This is a genomic window from Streptomyces sp. NPDC102406 (assembly GCF_044765725.1).
In the GTDB taxonomy this organism is placed as follows: domain Bacteria; phylum Actinomycetota; class Actinomycetes; order Streptomycetales; family Streptomycetaceae; genus Streptomyces.
Genome location: NZ_JBIWKP010000004.1, coordinates 551796 through 567596, shown reverse-complemented (window position 1 = coordinate 567596; position 15801 = coordinate 551796). Strand labels below are relative to the sequence as shown.

The 15801-nt window shown below is 72.3% G+C and carries 12 protein-coding genes; 10 read left to right on the top strand and 2 right to left on the bottom strand.

The genetic code is table 11. The features are described 5' to 3' along the window. Positions 1-164 precede the first annotated feature (164 nt). From ACIRF8_RS20725 to ACIRF8_RS20710, 4 genes are read left to right on the top strand one after another with little or no spacing between them, the layout of a single operon-like run. Positions 165-1151 (top strand): ABC transporter substrate-binding protein, encoded by a 987-nt coding sequence (locus ACIRF8_RS20725; protein ID WP_404216836.1) that lies wholly within the window; start codon positions 165-167, stop codon positions 1149-1151. Beyond that, entirely contained in the window at positions 1151-1906 is a 756-nt protein-coding gene (locus ACIRF8_RS20720; protein ID WP_404216962.1) for an ABC transporter permease, read from the top strand. The genes ACIRF8_RS20725 and ACIRF8_RS20720 overlap by 1 nt, the downstream gene beginning before the upstream one ends. Further along, positions 1903-2694: an ABC transporter permease gene (locus ACIRF8_RS20715; RefSeq protein WP_404216835.1), complete on the top strand. Its 792-nt coding sequence runs from the start codon at positions 1903-1905 to the stop codon at positions 2692-2694. The genes ACIRF8_RS20720 and ACIRF8_RS20715 overlap by 4 nt, the downstream gene beginning before the upstream one ends. Beyond that, the gene (locus ACIRF8_RS20710; RefSeq protein WP_404216834.1) at positions 2687-3502 is read left to right on the top strand and encodes an ABC transporter ATP-binding protein; all 816 of its coding nucleotides are present in this window, start codon (positions 2687-2689) and stop codon (positions 3500-3502) included. Before ACIRF8_RS20715 ends, ACIRF8_RS20710 begins: the two co-directional genes overlap by 8 nt. Here the strand turns inward: ACIRF8_RS20710 and ACIRF8_RS20705 are convergent. Next, positions 3462-6464: an NACHT domain-containing protein gene (locus ACIRF8_RS20705; protein ID WP_404216833.1), complete on the bottom strand. Its 3003-nt coding sequence runs from the start codon at positions 6462-6464 to the stop codon at positions 3462-3464. The two genes, ACIRF8_RS20710 and ACIRF8_RS20705, sit on opposite strands and share 41 nt — an antisense overlap. Before the next feature lie 109 nt (positions 6465-6573). Between ACIRF8_RS20705 and ACIRF8_RS20700 the strand changes: the two genes are divergently transcribed. The 6 genes from ACIRF8_RS20700 (at position 6574) to ACIRF8_RS20675 (ending at position 13697) form a co-directional block, all read left to right on the top strand. Continuing rightward, positions 6574-8328, top strand: coding sequence for a sensor histidine kinase (locus tag ACIRF8_RS20700; RefSeq protein ID WP_404216832.1), 1755 nt, complete (start codon positions 6574-6576; stop codon positions 8326-8328). Further along, positions 8325-8963 (top strand): response regulator, encoded by a 639-nt coding sequence (locus tag ACIRF8_RS20695; protein WP_404216961.1) that lies wholly within the window; start codon positions 8325-8327, stop codon positions 8961-8963. Before ACIRF8_RS20700 ends, ACIRF8_RS20695 begins: the two co-directional genes overlap by 4 nt. 327 nt (positions 8964-9290) lie before the next feature. Beyond that, complete coding sequence (locus ACIRF8_RS20690; RefSeq protein WP_404216960.1) at positions 9291-10478, top strand: thiolase family protein; 1188 nt, start codon at positions 9291-9293, stop codon at positions 10476-10478. A 32-nt stretch (positions 10479-10510) separates the two neighbouring features. Next, a complete protein-coding gene (gene fabG, locus ACIRF8_RS20685) occupies positions 10511-11269 on the top strand; it encodes a 3-oxoacyl-ACP reductase FabG (RefSeq protein WP_404216831.1) in 759 nt (252 codons plus the stop codon). Between the two features lie 72 nt (positions 11270-11341). Next, complete coding sequence (locus ACIRF8_RS20680) at positions 11342-12859, top strand: long-chain fatty acid--CoA ligase (protein ID WP_404216830.1); 1518 nt, start codon at positions 11342-11344, stop codon at positions 12857-12859. A gap of 73 nt (positions 12860-12932) precedes the next feature. After that, the gene (locus ACIRF8_RS20675; RefSeq protein WP_404216829.1) at positions 12933-13697 is read left to right on the top strand and encodes a sulfite exporter TauE/SafE family protein; all 765 of its coding nucleotides are present in this window, start codon (positions 12933-12935) and stop codon (positions 13695-13697) included. Between the two features lies 1 nt (position 13698). Here ACIRF8_RS20675 and ACIRF8_RS20670 read toward each other — a convergent pair whose 3' ends face one another. Beyond that, entirely contained in the window at positions 13699-15774 is a 2076-nt protein-coding gene (locus ACIRF8_RS20670; RefSeq protein WP_404216828.1) for an MDR family MFS transporter, read from the bottom strand. Positions 15775-15801 lie beyond the last annotated feature (27 nt).

Sequence of the window (15801 nt, the reverse complement as noted above, 5' to 3'; positions counted from 1 at the left end):
ACCGCCTGCGAACGCGCCCCGCACCCCGCGGGGCGGGCCTGACGTGCGCGTGAGCCCGATACGCGACGCGCGCGGCCTTCGGCCCTCCCGGCAACTGGCCCGGCGGCGGCATTGACCCCTTGAGGTGCGGGCTCTATGTTCCCGCTGAGCCTCAGGGGGGATCCATGTCCTGCACCCGTCGCACCTTCACCGCGCTCGCCGCCATGGCCCTGCTCGCCGCCACGGCGGCCTGCGGTTCCGACTCCGACTCCGGCTCCGACGGTTCGAGGTCCCCCACGAACAGCGCGGGGACCACCACCGTCAAGCTCGGCGTCGTCCCCATCCTCGACGTCGCTCCGGTCTACCTCGGCCAGAAGAAGGGCTTCTACGAGAAACACGGGCTCCGGCTGGCGATGAGCACGGCCCAGGGCGGTGCGGCGATCGTGCCCGCCGTCGTCAGCGGGCAGTCCCAGTTCGGCTTCTCCAACGTCATGTCGCTGATGATCGCCCAGTCCAACGGCGTCCCCGTCCAGGCCGTCGTCAACGGCGTCAACTCGACGGGCAAGCCGGGCGCCGACTTCGGCGCCGTCGTCGTCAAGAAGGGCAGCCCTCTCAAGACCGCCAAGGACCTGGAGGGCAAGAAGGTCGCGGTCAACACGCTCAAGAACATCAACGACACCACGGTCCGCGAATCGGTCCGCAAAGCCGGAGGCGACCCCTCCGAGGTGCACTTCGTCGAGCTGGCCTTCGACCAGATGGCCGCGGCGCTCGCCGGCGGGCAGATCGACGCCGCCCAGGTCGTCGAGCCGGTGCTCGCCACCGTCAAGGAGGCGGGCGGGCGCGTCATCGCCTCCAACTTCACGGACACGGCACCGGATCTGACCGTCGCGATGTACTTCACCTCGACCACCTACGCCAAGAACCACCCGGACATCGTGGAGAAGTTCACGGCGGCGACGAAGGAGTCCCTCGCCTACGCCGACCGACACCCCGACGAGGTCCGGCAGATCCTCACCACGTACACCAAGATCTCCACCGCGACCCTCGACGAGCTGATCCTGCCGCGCTGGCCCGTCACGGCCGACCGGTCCTCCATCGAGAAGCTCGCCCAACTGGGGCAGAGCGACGGGCAGTTCAGGCAGGCGCCCGACCTCGACGCGCTCCTTCCGTGATCCTCGGCGCCCTGGGGCTGCTCGCGTGCGCGGCGCTGTGGGAGGCGGCGGCGCGCACCGGCGTCGTCGACCCCGCCTATCTCCCGCCGTTCACCACCACGATGCGCGCCCTCGGTGACGAACTCTCCGACACCGCCTTCTGGACGGCGCTCGGCGACACCCTCACCGGCTGGGCCGTCGGCCTCGCCGTCGCGACGCTCGCCGGGATCCTCACCGGCGTCCTCCTCGCCACGGTCCCGTACCTGCGCGCGCTCACGGCCTCCACCGTCGAGTTCCTGCGCCCCATCCCGTCGGTGGCACTCGTCCCGCTGGCGGTCCTGATGTTCGGCACGGAGTTGCGTTCGGTGCTGCTCCTCGTCGTCTACGCCTCGTTCTGGCAGGTCCTCGTGCAGGTCCTGCACGGCGTACGGGACGTCGACCCGGTCGCCGACGACACGGCCCGCGCCTTCGGCCTCGGCCCCTGGGCGCGCGTGCGGCACGTCGTGTGGCCCACCGCCCTGCCGTACGTGATGACCGGTGTCCGGCTCGCCGCCGCCGTCGCCCTCATCCTCGCCGTCACGGCCGAACTGGTCATCGGCGCACCGGGGTTGGGTGCCCGCATCGCCGTCGCGCAGGCGTCGCAGGCGGTCCCCGCGATGTACGCGCTGATCGTCGTCACCGGTTGCCTCGGCGTCCTAGTCAACACCGGCGCCCGCCTCGTGGAACGCCGCGCCCTCGCCTGGCACCCGTCGGTGCGCGGGGAGGCGCCCGCGTGAGCCGCGTCCTGCGCGCCGCCCTGTTCGCACTCGCGCTGCCGTGCCTCCTCGTGGGCGTCTGGTGGCTGGCCTCCGACGCCAGTACCAGCGTCTACGCACCGCCCCTGCGCACGATCCTGGCCCGCTTCGACGACGTGTGGACGGTGGAGCGGCTGCGGGCCGACGTCGTGCCCAGCGTGCTGCGGCTCGCCGCCGGATACGGCGCCGCGGCCGTCACAGGTGTCGCCCTCGGCGTCGGCATCGGCACCTCCCGCACGGCCCGCGCCCTGTGCGAACCGGCCCTGGAGTTCCTGCGCGCCGTCCCCCCGCCGGTCCTCGTCCCGGTCATCATGCTCTTCGCGGGCATCGGCGACACGATGAAGATCGCCGTGATCGCCTCCGGCTGCGTCTGGCCCGTCCTGCTCAACACGGTGGCCGGGGTGCGGGCGGTCGACGCGATCGCCGCCGAGACGGCCCGCGCCTACGGCATCACGGGCGCCGCCCGCCTCCGCTCCCTCGTCCTGCCGTCGGCGAGCCCGCAGATCTTCACCGGGCTGCGCCAGGCCCTGTCCATCGGCGTCATCCTCATGGTGATCAGCGAGATGTTCGCCGCGAGCAACGGCATCGGATACGCCGTCGTCCAGTTCCAACGCGGCTTCGCCGTCCCGGAGATGTGGACCGGCATCCTCGTCCTCGGCCTGCTCGGCGTGGCCCTCGCGCTGCTCTTCGGCCTCGTCGAGCGGCGGGCGCTCGCCTGGTACCACGGCGCGCGGGGCGCACGACGGGGAACGGGGGACGACGGTGCTTGAGGTCAAGGGACTGCGCAAGGTCTACGAGGGTTCCGACCGGCGGGTGGAGGCGCTGCGGGACCTGACCTTCCAGGTGGGGAAGGGCGAGCTGGTCTGCGTCGTGGGACCCTCCGGGTGCGGCAAGACGACGCTCCTGAAGTGCGTGGCCGGACTGCTGCGACCCACGGACGGCACGGTGACGCTGGGCGGCACGCCCGTGACCGGGCCGCGCCCCGGCCTCGCCGTCGTCTTCCAGGAGTACGGCAGGAGCCTGTTCCCGTGGATGCGGGTCGCGCAGAACGTCGAACTCCCGCTGCGCCGGCGGTCGTCCATGTCGCGCGGGACACGCCGGGAACGGGTGGCCGACGCCCTGGACGCGGTCGCTCTCGGCGACGTGGGCCGCGCCTACCCCTGGGAGCTGTCCGGCGGCATGCAGCAACGTGTGGCGATCGCGCGGGCGTTGGCGTACGAACCCGAGGTGCTGCTGATGGACGAGCCGTTCGCGGCGGTGGACGCGCAGACACGCGCGGAGCTGGAGGACCTGGCCCGCGGGCTGTGGCGGCAGCGCGGCATGACGGTGCTGTTCATCACGCACGACATCGACGAGGCCGTGTATCTGGGGGAGCGGGTGCTGGTGCTCAGCGCCTCACCGACGGTGGTGCGGGCTGACCTGGCAGTCGAACTGCCCTTGGAACGCGACCAGTTGACGACGCGCGCGGACCCGCGGTTCACGCACCTGCGAAGCCGCGTGCTGGAACTGATCCGGAGCGCGGCGGCGCGGGACCGGCTCAGGAAAGACGGTCCACGGACCCCAGGAGCTGGTTCCTGAGCATGGCCCGCACCCGGCCGCCCAGCCGGTCCTTGTCCCGCTCATGGGCGGTGAGCAGCGCCTGCACCACACCGTCGAAGTTGTGCGACCCGTGGTACAGCCGGCCGAGGCCGCGCACGGCCCGCTCGTAGAGCGCGACCAGTTCGTCGTCCGTCAGCTCCGTCGTGTCGCGCAGCAGGAGCTCCAGCAGGTCGTGCGCCAGGGAGGTGGCGCGCTCGCCGTCGACGGGGACGAACGTCGTCAGGGCAGGGCCCAGAGTGCCGAGCACCGGCTCCAGCGCGAGCCGCAGGATCGCGTCGGGCGTCGCCCCCGCCACCGCGGCCTTGTGCCACAGCTCGTCCCAGTACGACCGCTGCCACACCTCGCCCCCATGGCCCCGCGGATAACCGAACAGCCAGTTCGCGTCGACCGGCTGGGGTGCGCGCAACGCCCCCTCGCGCAGGGCGATCGTCAGCGCCCGCCCGCCGTCCTCGCCCCAGTCGCGCCGAGGGGTGAAGGTGAGGGCGAAGTCCGTCCACTGCTCCTCGTCCATCGAGGACCGCCACAGCATGCAGTGCCGGTGCCAGGCGGCGACCGGGTCGGGGGCCTCGGGGAAGAGTCCGGCCGCGGTCGTCCGCCCGCGCAGGACCACGATCATCAGCGCCAGATTCGCGCCGTAGAGGCCGTGCCGCGCCGCGGTGCGCACCGCGGCGGGAGCGTAGGCCGGGTACGGGTCGGCGGTGCGGGCCCCGTGGACCCGTAGCACCTCGACGAGGCGCGAGGCGAGCCGGTCCCGCTCGGCGGACGGCATCCGGCGCACCGACTCGGCGGCGAAGCGCATCATCTGACGGGACGACAGGGGAGCGTACGACAGCAGCGCGTACGCCAGATCGTCGTCGATCCGGCTCTCGGCGAGCGAGAACGCCGACGGCCGGGCCGGCAGCAGATCGCTCAGCAGGCGCAGCGTCAGCCGGACGGTCAGGTACTCGCCGAACGTCGCGTGCAGGAACTCGTACGTCGCAAGGACGCGCCCGTCCCGCAGCGACTGCGCCCGCTGCACGAAGAAGAACCGGCCGAGGGCGACCTCCGCCGCGTCGAGCGGGGTGCGGAACCCGGTGTCCTGGGAGACCCGCTTGCCCAGCAGCGCCACGAGGTCCCCGTCGAGCTCGTCCGCGGACACCCACTGGCGGCTGCGGTTGAGCAGGGCGAAGGCGACGAGGGACAGGCGCTGCAACTCCTGTTCCACCCGCTCCTCCAGTACGTGCTCGGGGACCGTGCCCGGGCTCGTCTTGGTCACCTCGCGCCGCGCGAACGTCGACAGGAGTTCCTCGTACAGTTCGGTGACGGCGAGGGGCTCGCCCGTCTCGCCGCGCAGCCCTGTGTCGGTCGCGCCGTGCAGGGCGAGCATCGTCAACAGCAGGGGTTGTTCGGCGAGTTCGCGGTGGCGGTCGACCGCTTCCCAGGTGAGCGGGTGTGCGCTGGCCGCGTTGGCCTCGTTCCAGATGGCCAGCCACCGCTGGATCTGCTCCGGCCGGAACGGTTCGAGGCGCAGGGCCGTCATGCCCTCGGGGTGGCGGGCGCGGTCGGCCACCGCGGTGCGGCTGGTGACCAGCGCGAGGACGCTGCGGCCCTGTGCGGACTCGCGCCGCTGGAAACGGGCGACGCGGACCAGGAAGTCGGTGTGGTGGACGCCGGTCGTCTGGAGCAGTTCGTCGAAGCCGTCCAGGAGCAGGACGGGCGTGGCGCCGCCCGCCGCGCGGACCAGTTCGGGCCACGTCGTGCTCTCGCCGGTGACCGCGCGGATCGCCTGCTCGATCTGGTCCTGCAACTCGTCCTCGGCGCGTACGTCACGCAGCGGGACCCGCACGGGCAGGAACCCGGCGGCGGGCAGCCGCGCGGCGAGCACCCGGGTGAGCACGGACTTGCCGGCGCCCGGGTGGCCGAGGACGAGGAGCGGGGCGCGGGTGAGCGCCGGGCCGGTCAGCGCCCCGGCGAGGTAGTGCGTCAGATCCTGGCGGACGTCGACCTGCTCCCACCACTGTTCGTCCGCCGGGCTGCCCTGGCGGCCGGGTGCCGCGACCCGGAAGTCCGGGTCCAGGTACATGTCCTCCAGCGCGGGGACCTCGAATCCCTCCGGCGCGCTCGTGGCGTCGAGGACGGGATGGCCGAGGTCGGCGAGGTGGGCCCGGGCGAGGGCGGCGGCCACGTCGACGGGCGGGGCGAGCGTCCGCGCGGTCCGCGCGAGCAGGGTGTCGATGCCGGACAGGGCCAGACGCACCTGGGCGCGGGTGGCCCGGTGCTCGATCCCGGTCGTCCACAACCGGAACTCCGGTGCCTGCTCGGCGAGTTGCGCGTACAGCCGCTCGTAGCGGGCGATCGCGGCCTGGGCCATGTCGATCAGCGACGCCCGGATGCCGGCGCGCTGCCCCGCCGGAATCCTCTCGGTGAGGGCGAGTCCGTCCAGGAAGTGATCGAAGGTCTCCGCCATGACGAGGTAGTAGGGGAACAGCAGGCTCGGGACGTCCTCGGGCGGGATGTCCGGGGTGGGCAGCGGGGCCTCGACGGTGAGCAGCGACTGCCAGTGGCCGTTGGGGTGGGACGCGCCCCCCGACACCGATGTCGCGATCAGCGTCTGCTCGTCCCGCGTCAGCTCCAGCTCGTCGACGGAGAACGGCAGCGCCGCTTCCTCCAGCGCTTCGAACCACGCCACCACCACGATCACCGTGTGCGCCGCCCGCAGTACGTCCGTGCGCTCGTCCCGCGCCGCCGCGCGCCCGAGACGTCCCCCGAGTCCGCGCACCGCGTCCCGGCCCGCCCCCACGATCCGGCCGCGCCCCGAGACCATGCCGAGGACCGTGCCGCTCGCGCCGCCGGTCGCCAGGTTCAGTGCTCCGCCGAGCGCCCGGTCCAGCGCGGCGATCCGCGGCGGATCGACCCCGAGCAGCTCCAGCGCGTCCGCGAACGACAACCTCCGCGACCCCATCCCGCCCCCCTGAACGCCGGTCGGCCGATACGCGGACCGACAGTACAGAACCGGGCGTGCCACGGACCGGCGTACTCCGGGATCCCCCGAATGGCCTACGGTGTGGCACGTGGACAGTCAGGGGAAGCGAGCGGTTCGGCTGCGCCTGACCGGGGCCGCCGTCGTCGCCGGGATCTCGGGTGCGGCGGGCTCATGGGCGTACGCGCGCGCCGGTGCGTCCGCGTCCGACCTCGTGCGTGATCTCGCGGTCGGCTGGGCGTACGTGGTCGCCGGGATGATGGCCTGGCGGCGCAGGCCCGCCAACCACACCGGCCGCCTCATGGTCGCCGAGGGCATCACCTGGTTCCTCGGCAACCTGCAAGGGACCGCCGTCCCGGCCCTGTTCACGTTCGGCGCCTGGTGGGAGGCGCTGAACATGGCCGTGCTCCTGCACCTGGTCCTCTCCTTCCCCGAGGGACGCCTCACCACGGTCCTCACCCGGCGCCTGGTCCAGTTCGCGTACGCGCTCGTCGCCGTCGGCGGTCTGCTGCGCACGCTGATGTTCGATCCGACGGCGGACACCGGGGCGACCTACCTGGACTGCCGGGACTGCGGCCCGAACCTCTTCCTCGTACCGTCCTGGAACGGCGCGTTCGCCACCTTCGACGCCGTGTACCACGCGGTGGGCTGGGTGATCTCGGCGGTCGCCGTCGTCGCGGTCGTGCTGCGGTGGCGGCACGCGTCCGCCGCGCGCAGGCGCGCGCTGCTGCCGGCCTGGATCGGGATTGCCGTCGCCGTCGCGTTCCTGATGTGGGACATGCTGTTCTACGTCGTCACCTGGTTCGGCGAGGTCGGCTCCGTCGCCGAGCAGGCCGTGTACCTGCTCTCCGACCTCGCGCAGGTCGTCGTCCCGTTCGCCTTCCTCGGCGGCCTGCTGCGCATGCGTCTCCAGCGGGCCGAGGTCAGCGGGCTCGTCATCGACATCGGCACGGACCCCGATCCCTCCCGGGTGCGCGAGGCCCTGGTGCGGGTCCTCGGCGACCCGACCCTGCGGCTCGGTCTGTGGCGCGAGGAGCGCGGCGCGTACGTCGACGGCGCGGGCCGGGAGGTCAGCCCCGAGGGGTCGGGGCGCACCCGGGTCGGCGCCGCCGACGGCCGCCCGCTGGCCCTGCTGCACCACGACCCGGCACTGCACGAGGACCCCGAGCTCCTTGAGTCGGTCGCCGCCGCGCTCCGTCTCGCATTGGAGAACGTGTGGCTGCGCACCCGCGCGAAGGACGTCGCCACCCGGATCGTGCAGGCCGCCGACGCCGAGCGCGGGCGCCTCGAACGGGACCTGCACGACGGGGCGCAGGCCCGTCTCGTCTTCGCGCTCATGGCGGTACGGCGCGTGCAGCGCGGCCTCGCCGACCACACCGACGCCGCGTTGCGCTCGGCCGCCGACGAGGCCGAGTCGAGCCTGCGCCTGGCCATCGAGGAGCTGCGCGGCCTCGCCCAGGGCATCCACCCGGCCGTCCTCACCCGCGAGGGGCTGGGGCCCGCGCTCACCGCGCTCGCGAGGGAGGCGGCCCTGCCGGTCGTCGTCGCGGCGGAGCCCCGCAGGTACGACGCCCTCGTCGAGACCACCGCCTACTTCACCGTCTGCGAGGCCCTCTCCAACGCGGCCAAGCACGCGCGGGCCCGCGCCGTCAGCGTCTCGGCCCGCCACCAGGACGGCCGGCTCGTCGTCGAGACCGTCGACGACGGTGTCGGCGGCGCCGACACGGCGCGCGGCACCGGGCTGCGCGGCCTCGCCGACCGGCTCGCCGCCGTCGACGGCGTACTGCACATACACAGTCCCGCCGGCGGCGGGACCAGGATCAGAGCGGAGCTTCCGTGCGGGTGATCGTGGCCGAGGACTCGGCACTCCTTCGGCAGGGGATCGTGCGGCTCCTCACCGACGAGGGCATCGAGGTCGTCGCCGAGTGCGTGGACACCGGGCCGCTGCTCGCGCTCGTCGCGGAGCACGCGCCGGACGCGGTGCTGCTGGACATCCGGATGCCGCCCACCCACACCGACGAGGGTCTGGTCGCGGCGGAGGCGATCCGCGGCGCCCACCCGGGCACCGGGGTCCTGCTGCTGTCCCAGTACGTGGAGACGACGTCGACGGTGCGGGCGCTGGCCGAGCGGCCCGAGGGGTTCGGCTATCTCCTCAAGGAGCGCGTCGCGGACATCGAGGAGTTGCACAGCGCGCTGAAGCGGGTGGCGGCGGGCGAGACCGTGCTGGATCCGCTGGTGGTGGCGCGGCTGCTGGACGCGCCGCGCGCGGCGGGCCCCCTCGACGAGCTGACCGGGCGCGAGCGCGACGTGCTGGCGCTGATGGCCGAGGGCCGCTCCAACGAGGCCATCGCCCAGAAGCTGGTCATCGGCGGCAAGACCGTCGAGACGCATGTGCGCAACATCTTCGGCAAGCTGCGCCTGGAACCCGACCTGCTGGAGCACCGGCGGGTCATGGCCGTTCTCACGTATCTGCGCGGCTGAGGCACGCGCGGCACGCTCAAGAGGGTCCGGCTTTCCGCTCCGGAGACGACGTCGTCCCCCGTTTTCCCCCGTGGTCCCCCGTACGTCGTCCGCGGAGCGGTGCCGGACCTCCAATGTAGGGGGGCCGGTGGGGCGGGACATCAGGGTCAGCCCTGAGATGTGGAACCGCGCCCACCTTTTTGATCACGACATGTCCCTGAATGATCACGGCATGTCTCTCGCTGTTCGCCGGACGTCTGTCGCCGGTGCCCCTTCACAGTCGCCGCGGGCCGGGTCTATAGTCAAAAACTAGCAGTGCTAATTAACCGCTGGCCCCTGGAGCTGACCGTGCGCCCCGTCCACTTCGCCGCCGCCCGCCGCACCCCCATCGGAAAGCTGCGCGGGGCCCTCTCCACCATCCGCCCCGACGACCTCGCTGCCACGGTGATCCGGGGCGTGCTCGCGGACGCGCCCGCGCTCGACCCGGCCCGCATCGACGACATCTACTGGGGCGCCGCCAACCAGGCGGGCGAGGACAACCGCAACGTCGCGCGGATGGCCGCCCTCCTCGCGGGCCTGCCCGAGTCCGTGCCGGGCGCGACCGTGAACCGGCTCTGCGCCTCCGGCCTGGAAGCCGTCACCACCGCGGCCCGCACCATCGCCGCGGGCGAGGCGGACATCGTGCTCGCGGGCGGCTCCGAGTCCATGAGCCGCGCCCCCTTCGTGCTGCCCCGCCCGGACGAGGCGCTGCCGCACCAGATGCAGACGTACGACACGCGCCTCGGCTGGCGCCTGGTCAACCCGGCGATGAAGGACCTGCACGGCGTCCTCGCGATGGGCGAGACGGCCGAGGAGGTCGCCGACCGGTACGGGATCTCGCGCGAGCGGCAGGACGCGTTCGCGCTCCGCAGCCACCAGCGCGCCGCCGCCGCCCGCAAGGACGGCCTCTTCGACGCCGAACTCCTCCCCGTGACCCGGCCCGACGGCGTCGTCGTCGACGCCGACGAATGCATCCGCCCCGACACCTCCCTGGACAAGCTCGGCGGCCTCAAGCCGGTCTTCCGCAAGGGCGGCTCGGTCACCGCGGGCAACGCCTCACCGATGAACGACGGCGCCGCGGGCCTCCTCCTCGTCTCCGAGGAAGCCCTGCGCGACCTCGGCCTGGAATCCCTCGGCCGCTACGTCGCCGGCGCCTCGGCCGGTGTCCATCCCGACGTCATGGGGATCGGGCCCGTGCCCGCCACGCGGAAGGCGCTCGCCCGCGTCGGCTGGTCCGTCGACGACATCGAGGAGGCCGAGTTCAACGAGGCGTTCGCCGCGCAGGCGCTCGCCTGCGTCGACGGCCTCGGCATCGACCCCGGCCTCGTCAACCCGACCGGCGGCGCCATCGCTCTCGGCCACCCCCTCGGCTGCTCCGGCGCCCGCATCCTGACCACCCTGCTGCACCGGCTGCGCCGCACCGGTGCCGCCCGCGGCCTCGCCACCATGTGCGTCGGCGTCGGCCAGGGCAGCGCCGTGCTCGTCGAGCGCGGCTGAACGCCCCCACCACGTAAGGAAGTCGAGAGAAGATGAGCAGGTTCACCGGCCGCGTCGCCGTCGTCACCGGAGCGGCCCAGGGCATCGGCGCCGCCACCGCCCGGCGCCTCGCCGACGAGGGCGCGACCGTCGCCGTCGTCGACCTCACCGCCGAGCGCGCGCAGGCCACCGTCGACGCGATCGAGGCGAAGGGTGGCACGGCCCGCGCCTACGGCTGCGACGTCACCGACCAGGACGCCGTCGAGATCACCTTCGCGCGGGTCCACGAGGAGCTGGGCGGTCCGCACATCCTCGTCAACAACGCGGGCATCACCCGTGACGGCATGTTCTTCAAGATGCCGAAGAGCGACTGGGACGCGGTCATCAACGTCAACCTCAACAGCGTCTACACCTGCTCGCAGGCCGCGCAGAAGTACATGTCCGCCCAGAAGTACGGCAAGATCGTCTCGCTGTCGTCGCGGTCCGCCCTCGGCAATCGCGGCCAGGCCAACTACGCCGCCGCCAAGGCCGGCATCCAGGGCTTCACCGCGACCCTCGCCATCGAACTGGGCCGCTTCAACATCAACGTCAACGCCGTGGCGCCCGGCTACATCGCCACCGCCATGACCGCCGCCACCGCCGAACGCGTCGGCTCCACCGCCGACGAACACCAGAAACTCGCGGCCGAGCGCACCCCGCTGGGCCGTGTCGGACAGCCCGAGGACGTCGCCGCCGTCGTGGCGTTCCTCGCCAGCGACGACGCCTCCTACGTCAGCGGCCAGACGCTGTACGTCAACGGCGGCGCCCGCTGACGCGAGTCCACAGCACCGCGACCCTGGTCCAGAGCCGCACCAGCAGTCAGCACCGAACGGAGCCCCCTTTCCATGGCAACCCTGTCCCTCGCCGCGATCCTCGCCGAGTCCGCCCGTCGCCGCCCCGACAAGGTCGGGCTCGTGGAAGGCGATCTGCGGCTCACCTTCGCGGAGTTGTGGCTCCAGGCCCGCAAGCAGGCCGCTGCCCTGACCGGCCTCGGCGTCCGTCCGGGGGACCGGGTCGCCCTGATGGCGCCCAACACGGCCGAGTTCCCGCGCGCCTACTACGCGATCCTCGCGGCGGGCGGGGTCGTCGTACCCGTACATCTGCTGCTGTCGGCGGAAGAGGTGCGGCACGTCCTGACGGACAGCGGCGCGACCCTGCTCCTGTGCCACCCGGCGCAGGCCGAGGTGGGCGCCGCGGCAGCGGAGGCGACGGGCGTGCGCACGGTCGTCCTCGGCGCCGACGGGGAGCTGGAACGACTCACCGCGTCCGCCGAGCCGTTGCCCTCCTACGTCACCCGCGAGGCCGACGACCCGGCCGTCATCTTCTACACCAGCGGCACCACCGGCGTCCCCAAGGGCGCCGAGCTCAGCCACTTCAACCTCGTGATGAACGCGACAGTCAGCGCCTTCGACGCCAACGACGTGCACGCCGACGACGTCGCGCTCGGCGCGCTGCCGCTGTTCCACGCCTTCGGCCAGAGCGTCTCCATGAACGCGACCTGGCGGGCGGGTGCGACGCTCGTCCTGCTGCCCCGCTTCCACGCGGCCCGCGCGATCGAGCTCATGGTCGCCGAGAACGTCAACACCTTCCACGGCGTCCCCACCATGTTCGTGAACCTGCTGGCGGCGGCCCCGGAGGCGGAGAAGCTCCCGCAGCTCAGCATCTGCGTCTCGGGCGGCGCCTCGCTCCCCGTCGCCGTCCTGGAGGGCTTCGAGCAGGCCTTCGGCGCCACCGTCCACGAGGGCTACGGCCTCTCGGAGACCTCCCCGGCCGCCGCCGCCAACCAGCCCGTGTTCGGAGCGCGGCCCGGCACCGTCGGACACCCGCTGTGGGGCGTCGACGTGGAGATCGCCCGCGCCGAGGTCGAGGACCGCGTCGACCTGCTGCCCGTGGGCGAACTCGGCGAGGTCGTCGTCCGCGGCCACTGCGTCTTCACCGGCTACCTGGGCCGCCCCGAGGCGACCGCGGAGGCCCTGGTCGACGGCTGGTTCAGGACCGGCGACCTCGGCACCAAGGACGAGGACGGCTACCTGCGCATCGTCGACCGCAAGAAGGACATCATCATCCGCGGCGGCTACAACGTGTACCCGCGCGAGGTCGAGGAGGTCCTGATGCGCCACCCCGGCATCGGCAACGCCGCCGTCATCGGCCTGCCCGACGACGTCCACGGCGAGGAGGTGTGCGCGGTGATCGTCCCCACGCCCGGTACACGATTGGACGCCGCCGACCTCACCGCCTGGTCCAAGGAGCACCTCGGCAAGCACAAGTACCCGCGCCGCATCGAGTTCGCCGACGCCCTGCCGCTCGGCCCCAGCATGAAGATCCTCAAGCGCGAACTCCGGGCCACCTACACGGCCCGTTAGCCGAAGGGCGCCACGTATCACCATGTGGCGTCCCCGACACACCGTGATCAGGTGGGTCTAACATCGGCCCGCCATGCACGAGATATTCGGGGTCACCCCCTGGGGATTCGCCGCGCTGGCCGCCGCGGCGCTGCTGGTGGGCTTCTCCAAGACCGCCGTCAGCGGCGCCAACACGGTCAGCCTCGCCGTCTTCGCCGCGGTCCTGCCCGCCCGCGCGTCCACCGGCGTCCTGCTGCCCATCCTCATCTGCGGCGACATCCTCGCCGTCCTCACCTACCGGCGCCACGCCCACTGGCCCACGCTGTGGCGGCTGTTCCCCGCGGTCGCCGGGGGAGTGGTGCTCGGCACCGCCTTCCTCGCCTTCGCCGGTGACGCGGCCGTACGCACCTCCATCGGCGCGATCCTGCTGCTGATGACCGCCGTCACGCTCTGGCGGCGCCGCAAGGAGGCGACCCCCGAGTCCGAGGGGGCGGCGACCCGCGCGGCCCGCGTCAAAGCGGGCTCGTACGGGGTGCTCGGCGGCTTCACCACCATGGTCGCCAACGCGGGCGGCCCCGTGATGTCGATGTACCTGCTCTCCGCGGGCTTCCGGAAGCTCGGCTTCCTCGGCACCTCCGCCTGGTTCTTCCTCATCGTGAACTCCGCGAAGGTGCCGTTCAGCGTCGGCCTCGGCCTCATCGACGGCCGCTCGCTCCTGCTCGACGCGGCCCTCGTCGCCTTCGTCGTGCCAGGTGCGCTGCTCGGCAAATGGGCCGTGAACCGCATCAACCAGACCCTTTTCGATCGGCTGGTCATCGCCGCCACGATCCTGGGCGGTCTGCAACTCCTGCTGCGCTGACCTACGCCCGGCTGAGCGTGCGGTCGGATCCCGGCCGGCTCGGCAGCCCCGACTCCAGGTCCTCCGCGAGCAGCCGCTTCGCGATCGTGTCGACCGCCGCCCGCAGCTCGGTGCCCGGCGGCCGGCCCAGGTCCTTCTCGACCTGTCCGGTCAGCCACTCGCCCCACGCGTGGCTGATGACATCGGCCTCACGGCGCCCCGCCCGGGTGTGCGAGAAGTACGTACCCGTACGCGTCAGATACCCCTCGTCGACCATGCGCTGGAACACCGGCACCAGCACCTCCGGAGGCAGGCTGCGCCGCGCCGCGATCATGCCGAGGCTCGCGTGCCCGACCATGCGCGTGAAGAACTCGACCTGCGTCACCGCCCAGGCGCCGGCGACGTCGAGCCGCGTGTCGGAGGCCGTGAGGATCTGCCGGGCGGTGTCCGTGTCGGTCGTGCGCACGATGGAGCCGACGGTGCGCTCCAGCAGATGCGCCGGGTCCCCGGTCGTCGGCTGCGCGAAGCCCTCGCCCATGTCCGCGGAGCCCATCCGCGCGCTGTCCCGTAGCTGCACCTGCTTGAGGAACAACGACACCAGGAACCCGATCCCCGCCACCGGCACCGTCCACAGGAACACCGTGTGCAGCGAGTCCGCGTACGCCTCGACGATCGGGGCCCGCGCGGCGGCCGGCAGCGCGTGCAGCCCCTCCGGGTTCTGCGCGGCCTTCGCCAGCGCCGCCGGATCGATGCCCGTCCCGGCCCGGGCCGCCTCCGCGACCCCGTCGGACAGGTGGGGCTTCAGCGTGTTGGCGTAGATCGTGCCGAAGACGGCCGTCCCGAACGAGCTGCCGAGCGTACGGAAGAACGTGACGCCCGAGGTCGCGGTCCCGAGGTCCGCGTAGTCGACGGTGTTCTGCACGGCGATCGTCAGGACCTGCATGCACAGGCCGATGCCGACGCCGAGCACGAACATGTACAGCGACTCCAGCCAGACGCCCGCGGCACTGCCCATCAACGACAGGAGGTACAGGCCGAGCGCCATGACGAGCGAGCCGACGATCGGGAAGATCCGGTACATGCCCGTCTTGCTGACCACGTTGCCGGAGAAGATCGAGGCGATCAGCAGTCCGATCACCATGGGCAGCGTCCGCACCCCGGAGATGGTGGCCGAGTCCCCGTCGACGTACTGGAGATACGTCGGCAGGAACGTCATCGCGCCGAGCATCGCGAACCCCACGATGAAGCTGAGGATCGAGCAGACCGTGAAGACGGGGTTGCCGAACAGCCGCATCGGCAGCATCGGTTCGGCGGCGCGCCTCTCCACCCAGCAGAACAGCCCGAGCGCGACGATGCCGCCCACGAACAGGCCGATGATGGTGGCGGAGCCCCACGCGTACTGGTTGCCGCCCCAGCTCGTCGCGAGGATCAGGGCGCTCGCGCCGACGGCGACCAGCGCGATGCCCAGGTAGTCGATGACCGGCCGCGTCGCCGACTTCACCACCGGGATGGTGCGGGCGGCGGCGATCACCACGACGATCGCGACGGGCACGTTGACGTAGAACGCCCAGCGCCAGGTGAGGTGGTCCGTGAACAGGCCGCCGAGCAACGGCCCGATGACCGTGGCCACCCCGAACACGGCGCCGATCGCCCCCTGGTACTTGCCGCGTTCGCGCAGCGGGATGACGTCCGCGATCAGCGCCATCGCCGTCACCATCAGACCGCCCGCGCCGATGCCCTGCATCGCCCGCCAGGCGATGAGCAGCGTCATGTTGCCCGCGAGGCCGCACAGGAACGAACCGGTGATGAAGACGATCGCCGAGACCTGGAAGACGACCTTGCGCCCGAACAGGTCACCGAACTTGCCGACGAGCACCGTGGCGACCGTCTCCGCCAGCAGGTACGACGTCACCACCCACGACATGTGCGCCGCGCCGCCCAGGTCCGAGACGATCGTCGGCAGGGCCGTGCCGACGATCGTCTGGTCCAGGGCGGCCAGCAGCATGCCCAGCACGATCGTGACGAAGACGACGTTGCGGCGGCGCTTGTCCAGAACCGGCGGCTGTGCGGCGGGCTGCGTGGTCTCGGTGGCTGTCACCTCTGCAGGGTCGCGCCTGGTGGCGGG

Bases quoted from the DNA above. Each gene is read 5' to 3' on its own strand.
- ACIRF8_RS20675 (WP_404216829.1), top strand. From the start codon at position 12,933: ATGCACGAGATATTCGGGGTCACCCCCTGGGGATTCGCCGCGCTGGCC.
- fabG (WP_404216831.1), top strand. From the start codon at position 10,511: ATGAGCAGGTTCACCGGCCGCGTCGCCGTCGTCACCGGAGCGGCCCAG.
- ACIRF8_RS20725 (WP_404216836.1), top strand. From the start codon at position 165: ATGTCCTGCACCCGTCGCACCTTCACCGCGCTCGCCGCCATGGCCCTG.
- ACIRF8_RS20680 (WP_404216830.1), top strand. From the start codon at position 11,342: ATGGCAACCCTGTCCCTCGCCGCGATCCTCGCCGAGTCCGCCCGTCGC.
- ACIRF8_RS20705 (WP_404216833.1), bottom strand. From the start codon at position 6,464: ATGGGGTCGCGGAGGTTGTCGTTCGCGGACGCGCTGGAGCTGCTCGGG.